The sequence below is a fragment of the Flavobacterium gawalongense genome (assembly GCF_007097265.1).
Classification (GTDB): Bacteria; Bacteroidota; Bacteroidia; order Flavobacteriales; family Flavobacteriaceae; genus Flavobacterium; species Flavobacterium gawalongense.
The window spans coordinates 19,657-32,867 of the sequence record NZ_VJZP01000040.1 but is presented as its reverse complement, the minus strand read 5'-3'; the positions used below and the strand labels follow the sequence as shown (position 1 = coordinate 32,867).

7 protein-coding genes are annotated in these 13,211 nt (G+C 33.2%); all 7 read right to left on the bottom strand.

Annotation, left to right across the window (positions count from 1 at the left end; genetic code table 11):
- Positions 1 to 43 precede the first annotated feature (43 nt).
- Positions 44 to 2,941, bottom strand: a complete 2,898-nt coding sequence (locus FNW38_RS15720; RefSeq protein ID WP_144065042.1) for a type I restriction enzyme HsdR N-terminal domain-containing protein — start codon at positions 2,939 to 2,941, stop codon at positions 44 to 46.
- 152 nt (positions 2,942 to 3,093) lie between these two features.
- Positions 3,094 to 3,516, bottom strand: a complete 423-nt coding sequence (locus tag FNW38_RS15715) for a DUF6943 family protein (RefSeq protein WP_144065041.1) — start codon at positions 3,514 to 3,516, stop codon at positions 3,094 to 3,096.
- A 940-nt stretch (positions 3,517 to 4,456) separates the two neighbouring features.
- Positions 4,457 to 5,494 (bottom strand): nucleotidyl transferase AbiEii/AbiGii toxin family protein, encoded by a 1,038-nt coding sequence (locus tag FNW38_RS15710; RefSeq protein WP_144065040.1) that lies wholly within the window; start codon positions 5,492 to 5,494, stop codon positions 4,457 to 4,459.
- Positions 5,495 to 6,088 carry a DUF6088 family protein gene (locus tag FNW38_RS15705; protein WP_144065039.1) on the bottom strand — a complete coding sequence of 198 codons (594 nt, stop codon included), beginning with the start codon at positions 6,086 to 6,088 and terminating at the stop codon, positions 5,495 to 5,497. It abuts the gene before it with no gap.
- 231 nt (positions 6,089 to 6,319) lie between these two features.
- Complete coding sequence (locus tag FNW38_RS15700) at positions 6,320 to 9,898, bottom strand: SbcC/MukB-like Walker B domain-containing protein (protein WP_144065038.1); 3,579 nt, start codon at positions 9,896 to 9,898, stop codon at positions 6,320 to 6,322.
- A 79-nt stretch (positions 9,899 to 9,977) separates the two neighbouring features.
- A complete protein-coding gene (gene sbcD / locus FNW38_RS15695; protein ID WP_144065037.1) occupies positions 9,978 to 11,210 on the bottom strand; it encodes an exonuclease subunit SbcD in 1,233 nt (410 codons plus the stop codon).
- Between the two features lie 161 nt (positions 11,211 to 11,371).
- Positions 11,372 to 13,153 carry an ATP-dependent nuclease gene (locus FNW38_RS15690; protein WP_144065036.1) on the bottom strand — a complete coding sequence of 594 codons (1,782 nt, stop codon included), beginning with the start codon at positions 13,151 to 13,153 and terminating at the stop codon, positions 11,372 to 11,374.
- Between the last annotated feature and the right edge of the window lie 58 nt (positions 13,154 to 13,211).

Genomic DNA, 13,211 nt, shown 5'->3' with positions numbered 1-13,211 from the left:
AATTTTGCGGACTTGTTTCATAGGTTAAAATTAAGATTATTTCTTAACTTTCTGTGATTGCTAAGTTAGCATGTCCAGTATTTATTTTATCAATTGTTTTAATTAGATTGTAATGGTCATTATAAAGAATATTATCAAGAGAGAATGCTCTCAAAATAACTACCTCATCTTCTTCAAAAGCTTCATTATGTGGAATGTGTTCCTTAAAATAAACTTTCATTTTACCACATTTAGAAGTGCGATAACCAAACATACCCCATTTAAGAATATCTGAGTCTTTCATATAAAAAAAGTACTCATTCGGTAAGGCCTTATAGAATGGAAATTCATCTTTAAATGTTGGAAAATAGCATTCAACAAATTCTTTATAACAAGATTCTAAATGCTCGAAAAACTTTTCGATATATAACTTAGCTTGTTCTGAGCTATATTGGGCACTTCTAATTTGACGAAAATTTTGCTTTATGTCTTGTTCATAAAATTCTCTTGCTTCAATTATCGATTTGTCAGGGTATGGCAAGTGGTGTTTTTGTATTTCATTATATCCCTTTTTTAATAGAATATTCACAATTTTAAATAATTCCTCAACTGGAGGAAAGTCACCACTAACATTTAATTTAGGAATATCAAGATTTTCTATATATGCTTTCTCGACCAACTCGTTAATAAGGTTTGAATCTACTTTTTTATTTTGATAATAATCAGTAGCTCTAAATTTATAAATTCTATATCTCAAGTTTTTTAAATCAATTGGATAAATCAAGTCAAATCTAGGTAGGTTAAAATCCTTTAAATTAAAATCATAACCAAATTTATTATAATAATAGTAGAGAATTGTTGAAACCATTTCCATCAGGAGGATGTCAGAATTATAAGCAGTAAGTTTTCCCTTATTTATAATTTCTTTAAGCTGTTTGAAGATGTTATTCTTGATAAGCTTATTTTGGTCTGGAATCAACAATGAAGTGTTACTTCCATATAATGTGTCAACCCCTATTTGAAACATTCGACTCTCATAATAACCCTCAGAAAAAGCGTCCTTTAAATTTTCGTATAGGATTCTATTAGATGAATTGGAATCTAAAGGGAAGAGAGCATAACCGTCTTCCTTTAAAAGATCTATAGGTAATACTATTCCAATGTCACCCTCTGTTTTGGGGATAAACTTGTTTTTAAAAGATTTGAAATTATTATTTAAATAAGAATCATAGCCAATTACATATTTAAGAGATTTATCTTTTTTGAATTTTATTAAGGTACTCTGATGAGAAGTAGTTGCATTTTCAGTATAAAAAGCAATTGCACTTTGGCCGATGTGATTTTGGTAGAAATCATCAAGTACGTTATGAAATTCATTATCGCTTAGTTTATGCAGTTTGTATGAATGAAAGCAAATTATATAATCACGAATTTTTGAATAATAGAAGGATATATTATACGAATCTTCCTTATTGGATTTAATAAGTATGTTTCTAGCAAATAAATCTTCCGGTAAATTTTCATCAATCGAAAAGTCTAATTTATCAAGTAATTTATCCACTTCCAAACCTTCATCTTTGTAAGTTTCCCATGAGTTATATTTATGATTTATTAATATCTGTCCAATTTTCGATAGAATTCGCAAGCCAGATTGAGCACCAATATTTGTTTTTTCAAGAGATTGTTTAATGTATGTCTTAATTAATTCTTTATCATCTATTTTTTGTGGTATTTGTTTATGACTATAAACCTCGCTGAATATTCGTAAAAAGAAACCATTTCTAAGTTCATTTAATAATGAATCTGATATTTGACCTTTGAAATCAAAAGAGCTTTTATATAAAGGGATTATGCTTTTTATTTCTTCATTACTAAAATCGTCTAATAGAAATCCAGGAAAATTATCCAGACTGCCAATTACATCGTGAGATTTTTTTAACTCTTCATATAAGTGCGTGTAAGTGTCATTAATTTTTAAGAAATTTTTCCAAATATTCGATTTGCAACTAATGCAAATTTTAACTTTATTTAAATTTCTGACTGCAAGAGCTATTTCACTTAGTTCAAGAGTAATATTTGAATCAACACTTTCATCTATTGCATCAATGAATATTAGAACACTTTTATTTAAAAACCTCCCTAATTCATCAAGTTTTTTTAAAATAACGTTACTCTCGCTCTTGCTAGAAAAAACACCGTTCAGGTCTTGAGCGATGTGTTCTAAAGGTGATTTATTAATTATCGTGGCATTGTAAAAAAAAACAATTTTATCATCTAAACTTTGAAGTGCTAATGAACACATTGCACTTGTTTTACCAACTCCTGCAGATCCAACTAAACCAAAAAATGAGGACTCTGAACTGATAAAATCATCAAAAGCACATTTTAGTTCTTTTCTTTGAACATAAAGTTCTTTAACAAATTTAGAAGAAGGAGTATCGATATTTCCAATAATTGGCCCCATTCTATCTCGAACTTGATCTTCGCAAAATTGTTTTAGATTTTCAGGCGAAAATGAAACAAAGTTCTTGAGTGCTAGATACCTTATTTTAAGGTCTTCATCTGTTGAAAGAGTACAATCATTTTGCCAAAAATCTGACTGCTTGGAAATCTCGGTTCCTGTTAATTCTTGCCGCGTTATTGAATCAAAAATCTTTGTTATTTTCCCATTACTGATTATTGTAAAAGGCGCTATATTATCTGGAAGTAATCTTGCATATGAAATCCCTTGATCTATGTCCTCTTTGGTAATAGAGATAGAATCATTTTTTAGTTCGATAATGAACAGATTTTTTCCATTTCTTTTACATAGAATATCTGATCTACCACGAATAGGTCGTTCATGTTTTCCTAGTCTAATAGAGAATGATGTTTCAAAAGAAATCTCTGAAATATCAAAACCTAGGTCATTTAAGAATGGAATTAGTAGCTTTCCTCTTAGATCTTCTTCATTCTTTAACATATTTTCAATCTTATATGTGTTTTTGATTCTAATAAGAGATAATTTGTATTACAAAACCATACTTATCAACCCAATTTGGGATGGCTTTTTATGATAAGTTCAGACTTTCCTCAAATATATGCATATAAAATTTACTTCAAGTTTTGCAGTTATTATTTTTTGTAGTATCGATTCAAAATAACTCTCCTCATTTCGTTTATAAGGACAATATTCTGATGTAATTGGTCCTCTCTTTGTTCCAGTAACCTCAACGCCTGGACTTGTTTTTTGTGCAGCTCGTGTTCCTGCAGCATTTCATTTACTTTTGTATCAAATTCCTTTTTGAAATCATAAATACGTAAAAATGGAATTACGGATCCAATAAGCGATTGGTGCCAGAATTTCGATTTCCATAGACTATAGGCCAACCAATAAACCGTTTCCTCATCTTCTTCATTTTGAAATAAGATTACAAAGCTATTTGTAAATGGCTCTTTCTGTGGCTTGCCACTGTTCATTCCTTTGTTGAGGATGTAGATTTTTTTTCCTTTGTAAAGAGCGTTTTTTTGGTGGGTTTTAATAACAAAATTTGGCATGGCTTCGGATTTAAATTATGTGCCTCGCTATGCTCGGCACCACATCATTTTTAAAAGAAAAAAAGAAAAAAAAGAAAGTCGTCTCTAAAGTGGAGGTTTCAAAAAGTCACGTTTTTTTAATAAAATACTACCCGACTTATAATCGGAAACGTGTTGAGAAGCGGAGATTGGTTTATAAAAAAGAACCTGAAATGAATGCAGGTTAAAGGGTGGAGATTTTATTAAAAACCCGGAGGGCTTGAACTTTACTTTTTAAGAAACCGGAACTTACCTTTACTTTCTTTTTATTTATTTTTTCCGAAGACAGATGTTCTTGTTTAGTTTTTTCAGGGGAGTTCTTGTGGAAACGGCAATTAAACACCCCCAAGCACCGCAGAAAATAATGATTGTAGCGATAGCGGAAATTATTATTTTTCGAGGAGCGCAGTGGCGGGGTTGCGGCAATCGAACAGCCACCCTAGACCGGGAACGAAGCGTAGTCCCGCTTTTTCCGCGGGACGAAGTGGAGAGAAGGGATAGGAGCGTGAAACGGCGGGGAAAAAATATAAGACAGCCTTTGGCGTTCCTTGATTTAGGGCAAAGTGCTAACGGAGCCAACCCCGATGGCTGTGCGAAGGAGCAACCGCTGAAAAAATAAGGGGCGACAGACACCATACTGCTGGAATGTAGTGGAGCGTAGCCTGCGGAGTGTAACGGAATGAAGCGGTATTGTGGATGTAGTAGCCGCGCCGAACGTAGGGTAGAGAACGTGTGAAGATGAGGAACGAAGCGGCGCAATAAAAATAGCTGCTTATTTTCAAGCTGCTATTTTTATTGTGTTGCGTAGTGTCTGCGGAACGGAGGGAGGAGGCTTTTTCTGCCGATAACCGACTGGAGCTGCCGAACGGAACAAAGAGAACGACCGAAGAGAGACCGCTTGATTGCCCGTGATGTTTAATGATTAGTTATTTGGTACAGGAAATTGACTTTCCATCTTCCATTCGAAAGCATTGATTCTGTTTTTTAAATTTGTTAGTTCTTCGATTATTTCCTCGAATGATGGCGAATCAACATAAATCATTTGCTCTTGCATCGTTTTGTAATCCGCTTTCCAAGCTTCCATTACTTCGGGAATCGGAATAGGGTTAATAGTTTGTGGTTGATGTTTGTTGTAATTAACACCACCCACACGCGTGAATTTATGGCGGTGGTTTACGATTGTTTCATACAGGGCTGCATCTTTTAATGCCGTTATCGCAAAATCTGTTTTAGCTAGCTGAAACACATCATACAGGTGACGACTCAATCGATCCACTCTAATTTTTTCTACTGGTTTGTGGAATTCTTCGTGTAACAAGAAGATTTTCTCTAAAAAAGTGCGTTCCGGATTTACTGTTGGAACGTTTATAGGTGCTTGAGCAAAACCGCTATCGGTATACTCTTCATCAACGAGTGATGCAAATGTTTGTACCGAAAAAGGTTCTCTTAATGAACGGCAACCAATTTCTATTAGAATTCTTGGCTGAATATAGCCAGGAGTTTCTATTACATTGGGATAATATACTTCTATAATTCTAGGATCTTGGTCGCTGTCTTTGGTTTCAACCAATTGGAACGTTACGCCTAATAGCCCTTTCTCTTGGAACTTTTTTTGCAATTCATCAAAAAAAGTTCCGGCAACATACCTACTGGCTGCTTTTCTTAATTCTGTACGTTGATTTTTGGATAATTCGCCTTCAAATCCTAAAAACTTCCTGTCAATAGCAAGGTCGATATCTTCTGAAAAGCGTTCTATCAATTTCCAAGCTTTACTTAATGAGGTTCCGCCTTTAAAAACCAAATGCTGTCCTACTTCCATTTCAAAAATAATGGATAAGGTTTGTACTACCCACCAATCTTTTTCGACTGCAAAATCAGCCATACCCGAAATGTTACTTACTTGTTTGTAAATTTCTTTTTTGTCGTTTTCAGGAATATCATGAAAATTTATTTGTGCCATTTATAATGCTTTTTTCATTATTTTTTGAATCCAAACTGGTGCTAATGCGATATCGTACAATAAATGGTTTGGGTTTTCTTCTTTCAATAATTTGATAATTTTCAATTCTTCATCAAGCGTTTGCTTGTCTATTCCAATTTCTTTTAGTGCTTGAATGACTAAACTACTTATTTTGCCTTTTGCAAGTAGATTTTTTGGTGTAGTTTTTTTAAATTTTATAGTTCTTTTACCTACTACTAAAGTTCTTGGAGAACCATCTGTTAGCAATACTATTTTCATAGGTATTTGTGTACTCAAACCTAAAGCGTATAAGGCATAAGTGCCTGTTGGAACCGTTCTTGTTTTGTCTCTTTTAGCAATTGCAATTGCCACCTCTTCGGCTGATGGTAGTACTTCGCCAATATATTTATTTGTTTTTGGACGCACATAAATGCCTTGAGCGACTCTTTTTATTATTTGTTTTTCTTCAAGCCGTTGTAATGCTTTTCGGATAGCTTCAGACGAACCTAATAATCGAAAATCATCAGGGAGTACTAACGATCCTTTTGATTTTGATTTTATAGCTTTTTCTATATTACTTTCTATGCTTAGCATTTATTTTACTTTTTAATTCTGTCACAAATTTAGTAAATATTTGTGACAAAGTTTTAAAAAAATACTTCTTAAGAATTAAATTATAAAGCGAACCCCTATTGGCTTTTTTAATTACGTCAATCTATTTGTAATCAATGCTTTGTGTGTGTTTTTTTTTTATTTTATTTTGTCGCAAATATACGAGATATTTGCGGCAAAATATTATTTAATAATTGTACTAATTCTTAGTTGTTAATCCACAATTTCAATAGTACTAAACTCACTCGTATATTTTTTTACTTGAATTTGAGTGGTAATTCTCTTTTTTAGTTCATCTATATGCGAAATGATACCAATTTGACGGTCGTCTGTTTGTTGGAGCATTTCCAGGGTATCCAAAGCATTGTTCAGATTTTCGGGATCAAGAGAACCGAAACCTTCATCTATGAAAAGCGAACGGATTTTGGTGTTTTTACTCGCCAAATCCGATAATCCAAGCGCCAACGACAGACTTACCAGAAACGTTTCTCCTCCGGATAGCGAATTGATATTGCGGATTTCACCATAGAAGCTGTTGTCCTTGATTTGCAGTTCCATTTCTTCCGAATTGTCATCTTTAAACAGTTCATATCGGTTAAACATCGTTTCCAGATGCTTGTTGGCATATTGAATCAATAAAGACAACGTAAAATCCTGTGCAAATTTTTTGAAAGCCTTCCCGTCAGACGAACCAACTGTTTTATTTAACAAATCCCATTTATCATAAACGATTGACTTGGTTTTGATGGTGTCAACAATCTGTTGGTTTTCCTGTTCTATTTTTTTATTGCTATCAATTTGCTCTTTCAGTTGACCGATTTCCTGATGGATTGTTTTGCTGTTTTTTTCTAACTCGTCTTTTGCAGGTATCAATTCAGCTTTAGTAAGTTCGGTCAAAGGGTTTTCTTTGAGGATATCAAGTTTGGCAGTGCTCGCATTCAAAGCTCCTTCGGTTTGCTGTTTTAGATCGTTAAATTTTTGTTTTTGAAGGGTCAAGCCAGTACTGTTGTCCAGATTAAGAGCCTCCTGTAAAGCCAAAACAGACTCAAAGTTGTTTTCATTCAACTTGGTTTCCATGTTTATTTTTGAAGCATTTAGCTTTTTATCAAAATCCACCTTTTCTGTAATCCGTTTTTCCAATAATTCATTTTGCAATTTGAGTGTGGATGAAATAGTGCCATTCTCCTTGTTTAATTGGTTTACAAGCTCTTGTTCAAAACCAACTTTTTTGTGTAAACGACTTTCTTCTTCCTGCGGAGATTTTAATTCGAATGTGGCTGTCTGTTCTTTTAATTTTTCATCAGATACTTTTATATTCTCAATAAGTAGTCTAATTTCATTATCAAGTTTTAGGATCTGGGAAGCAAATCCTGTTTTTTGTGTCTCCAATGTTGTCAAAGTTGTGCCAATTGCGACCAGTGTATCTTGGGCGTTTTTTAGATTGGATTTTTCTTCGTTTAATTTATTGGAGTGGGTAGTCAATTGCTTTCCAATTGCAGAAACGGTTTCCAAAGTATTGTTTTCCAATTGAAATCCGTACAATTGGAATTTTTCTTTTATAAAATCGAAATTTCCGCCGATAGATAAATTCTTATTCTGAATTTGATCTAAAGCAGTCTGATAATCTCTATATAGTAATTCAATTTTGTTTAAAGCCTCTTTCTTTGCTGAATGCAACTTTGTCTGGCTTTCGGCTAATTTGTTTAAATCCGATAAATTCTTGATTTTTTCCTCTATTGAATCTAATGATTGTCTTGCCTTATCAATATTAGAGTCTATGAATTCAGCTGTAGGTTGTTTTTCAATCTGGAGGATTGTTTGAAGTGTTGCTATTTCCTTTTCAAGCTTGACACGATTGTCTTCATTCGTAAGAATTTGTTGTTCGAGAGCCGAAATGATTTTGATGGTATTTTCTTTCTGTAATCCTAATTCATTAATTTCTTTACGTAGACTTTCTGTTTTCGGGTCATCCTGATCAGAGAGTTCTTGCGGTAAATTCAAAGTATAAGGATGCTCGGTCGAACCGCACAATGCACAGGCTTCACCGTCTTTCAGGTTGTGGCGGTGTTCTTCTAAACTCGCAACCAAAAGTTTTAATGTTTTGTTCTCTTCAAGAGTTTGGAGCAATTCCCCTTTTTCGGATACCAGTTTTTCTAATGTCTCTTTTTGAGACCTTGCAATTTCTGATTCCGCTTTAAACTTTTGAGATGATTTGCTTTCTTTTTCTAATTCAGAAATGAATCCATTTAGTTTATTCCATTGCTCTATTGCAGTTCTGGAATCCTCTTTTGCAATTGTTAATTCTTCTGGAGTAGGGGATTCTTTCTTCTGATTTTCTATGGCTTCAAGTTGTGAATTCAGACTGTCACATTCCGCTTTTAGTTTGGAAACTAAATTTTGGATACTTATGTTTTCGGTATCGAATGCTTTAATCTGATTTTCTAATTGTTCAATTTTCAGAGTATCGATACCGTTTTGTAAATCCACAATCTCATTATACTTTAAGGTTATAGCCCCTTTCTCCGCAGTCCAGGATTCGTACTTTATATATTGAGTGATTAATTGTTCGTGTTCTGAATTTTTATTTTTTAAAATCTCTTTCCTTTGATTTTCCTTTGATAAATTTTTATTGTTTAAGGCAGAGCTTTCGGTTACTTTAACTAACTCAAGTTTGCTTTTAGTTAATATATCTGTGTTAGCAATGATTGCACTATGGGTCAATTTAGCCGACTCAATAAGTGGCTTTTTTAAAGTTAGTTCGTTTTGACTTGCTTTTAGATTAGCAATTGCCGTCTCCAGTTTAGGTTCTGTTACTGACAGTTGATCCGAAAGCGTTTTTATTTCCGTCTTAGCAGTTTCAGTATCAGCCGTGTTTTTGTTAATGTTGAGCTGGTCATTTTGAAAAGACTGTAAATCAGTTTCAATTAATCTCGCTTTGTTGTAATTCGCAAGTTTGAGATAATTTGTGGCGTTTTGTTCAAAATGTTCTGCTATTTTTTGAATTTCTAACTTATGTTTTTCAATTTCATTTCCGACTGTTTCAATAGCGTCCAGCCAAGAGATTTCAGCCATTAGTGTTTTCAGGTCATCATCAAGTTTCTTGGCGGTATTTTCTTTTTCTGTTATAGAACATTTGATGACTTCGAGTTGCTCACGGTTCAGAATGTTTCCGTTCATAGAAGCTCTAAGAGCGTTGATTTCATTTTCAAGCGCCTTAGTTTTTTCAAAAATCTTTTTCGAAACCTCTTCATAGATTTGTGTACCGGTAATTTTGCTCAGCATTTCGGCACGTTCGTCCGGTTTTGCTTTTAAGAATGCAGAGAAATTATTCTGAGCCAACAAAATCGATTTGGTGAACTGCTCATATTTTAATCCGATAATTTCTTCAATTTTTTGGTCCACATCTTTAATTTTATCCGCCAATAAAATAAAATCGTCACCGTCAATTTTATACAGCTGTCTTATATCAGAACGAAGCGTTCCTGTCCTTGTGAAAGCGGCATTCCACTTGGCTATATAAATAACGTCATTAACTTCGAAAGTAACCTCGGAATAAGCTTCTTTTTGATTTCGGGTGATAATTTCATCCGAAGGTTTGTCATTTCCATGTCTATTGGTTTTACCGTACAAGGCTAGTGTGATGGCATCAAGTATAGTCGATTTTCCTGCACCTGTTTGACCGGTAATGGCATACAAACCCGCATGGGCCAAAATGCCATCGGTAAAATTAATTTCGGGTTGAACCCCTTTCAAAGACTGTATGTTGTTGATGTTTATTTTTAAAATTTTCATAGGAAGATGCTATTTTTTTATTGGAATAGGAGTGAATTCTAAATTCTGAAATCAAAAATCTTAAATTGTTTTCGAAGACCTAATGCGTGTCGTTAATTTCATCCAATATCTGCATAAACAACGGCATTATTTCGGCAATACTTTCTTCATTCATTCCTTTCTTTTCGCATCTTATAGTAAAGATTTTTGGGATATCATCCAAAGGATTATTATCCGTGCCGGCAATATATTCTTCTCTTATTGATTGATTATTCATTGAGCTAAATTTAGTGGTTCGGTTCAGAATTTCTATTTTTTTATCGATACATAAATCATTTACCTCATTGTTGAATTCAATATAATTTACAGCTTCAGTAATTATGATTTCGGCCCAAGTTGGCAATACTTGTGAAGGTTCATGCAATTTTATTTTTTCCATAATTTCATCAGCCTTTCCTTCAAAGCGAATCACGCTCCTTTGCAAAGGTATCGACAGTGATTCATGCGCTATTTTATTATCGGCAATCGTCAAAATGGTGATTTCCTTTTGATCATTTCGTTCATTAAAACTCAGCGGAATAGGGGAGCCTGAATATTTAAGGACGACATCTTCAGGATGCGAAATCATTTGAGGCTTGTGAATATGACCCATGGCCACGTAATCGTAGCCTTTTGAAAATACCGATGAAGGAATTTGGCCCAAGGTTCCCACTAGCGTATGCATTCTCTTTTCGGCCGGTTCGCTGAGAACACAACTGTTAATGTATAAATGTGCTGTACCTATAACAGGTAGATTGGGGTAGTTTGTCTTTGCCTGATTTAGCAAGTCGTCATAATGTTTTTTTACCTCGGCAGTAAATAATCCGTGCGCTTCGTGGATTGTTTCACCTGTCGAAATCTTGCGAATGTCTCCATCGCGTAAATAAGGCACCGCGGCAACCAAAGCACTCGGATTTTTCTCTCCTCTTTTAAAAATCGGAATAATAGTTCCGGTATTATTGTGTTCGCCTCCAACGACAGACACATTCAGTATTTTGAAAATATCTTTATAGGAATTGAGTCTCGACGCCGAATCATGATTTCCTCCAACGATGACTACCTGAACTCCTTTTTTATAAGCTTCAGTCAGGAAATAATGGTATTTGTTTAAAGCTTCAATCGTCGGATTTGAAACATCAAAAATATCACCCGCAATAATAATGGCATCAATATCTTGCGTTTGAATGGTTTCTAACAGCCAATCTATAAAATATTGGTGTTCCTCAATTCTTGATTTTTGCAAAAAGGTCTGTCCAAGATGCCAATCGGCAGTGTGCACTATTTTTAATGACATGGTTTTGTGTTATTGAGATTTGTTTAAAGTTTTGGATGTCAGAATAAATAAAGAATTTATTTGAACCAAATACTATTCTTCATTCTTCTAGTAATTTTGGAATTTATTGATGCAGCAGGAAAGGACACAATAAAGAAGCTTACGCCAGCCTGCGGTTATTTCTAATCTTCCAATATCTTAGCAATTATCATTTCTAAATCGGTTGTTTCCTCAATAACAAAAGCTGATTCTAACCATTCTTCTTTTGTCATTTCATCGAATACAGTAAAATTGTTTTTAGTTTTGAAATTTAAGCCTGATGGCTCAAGAATATGTGTTTTAATATCTTCTTTAATATCTGAATAATCATCGATAATAAATTCTGTGGGTAAAGCGAATGCATCACCAATTACTCTTTGCATCGCATCTTTTGAATAATAATTCTCTATTTCTCGCTTTCTTAAAACGTCAAATTCACCACCTAATTCTTCAACTTTTGCTATTAATGAAGCTTTATTAACTAATTTAGAATCATAATCAACAGCTCCTTTATCTGAATCTAAGATAAAAATGAACTTGCGATTAATTTTTCTGCAAAGTGCAGCGTTAACAAAAAACTCAACTTGGTCTCCACCACAAGGAATTATTAAAATATCATCTGGAAAATTACCATTGATTTTTTGAAAAGCTTTTTCCCAAAATTTGACATCTCCACTTCCTTCAACAAATACAGCTTTTCTATAATTGTCATTCAATAAATTATAGTTTGGTCTTATTCCTAATTCTTTGATTACAACATCTAAAATATGGTCTTCATTTTCGAAATTGAAATAATGTGATATTTCGTTTTCTTTTTTTACAACTACAATATTAGATTTTTTTGTGGCACCTGCAAAAACTGGTGAATGTGTAGTAACAAAGAATTGGCTGTTTTCTGAAAGTGTAATAATGGAATCTAATAAATCATTTTGAAGTTCAGGGTGTAAAAATGTTTCAGGTTCTTCAATTCCAAATATTTGATACCTTTTTGTTGTCTTTTGTGCCAAATATTCAAAATAAGCAACCATTAATAACCTTTTGAATCCTGTGCCTTTATTTGCAATTGGAATGTCAAAAACGTCTTCAGAGAATTTTAGTGATAAATCAAATTTTACAAGATTTCCCCAATTACAAGAAACTGAAGGTTTTATTTTTTCTAAATTTGGAACATTACGTTTCATAAATTCAGTAATTATACTGAATTCAGTTTCCAAATCATCTTGAACATTGGTTTCAATTTGAGATGTTAAGCCAGAATTGTTTTGTAATGATTGGGTTGCTATCGGTTTAAATTGTGTTTGAAAAGCCGTTGAACCAATATTTAAATCCTGTTCAGCATCAAATAAAGAATAATCAGGCATTTCAAAAAAATCATATTGCTTTTTTAGATTTTTTAAAAATTCATCTGCTAAATATTCTTTTTCAATTCTCCCCAAATCTTGCGTATTTTCATCTATTTGTTCGATTTTGGATATGTTAGTAACTCCTCGCCCGGATCTAGAAAATTCAATTTCAAGAGAACTTAAATATGCATTTATTTCTGCTTCTTTAATTCCCCAACAGTTAGAGTATAGCTCACTATTTATATCGTTACAACTGTAAAATAATTCTTTAACTAATCTTCCGGCACTTGAAAATGAGAAAACTTTTTTTAAATTAATTTTACCTTCAACATCTAAAGCCAAAGAATTGATCAATTCTTCTGTTTCAAAACGAATTGTTATTTCTGTTTTTTCGTCATCTGTTATTCCTTTGAAAACATCATGTGCTGTGAATTTATCATTAAAAAAGGCATCAAGAGCTTTTAAAATATTTGATTTTCCGGAATCATTTTTTCCAACGAAGGAATTTACATCGCCAACTTTTAAGTTCTGTAAATTTTTAATACCACGAAAGTTTTTAATGCTAATGTCATAAATTTTCATATGTGTTCTTATTTAGGTTGGTTCTTAAAATATATGGGACTAAATTACAATATCTTAA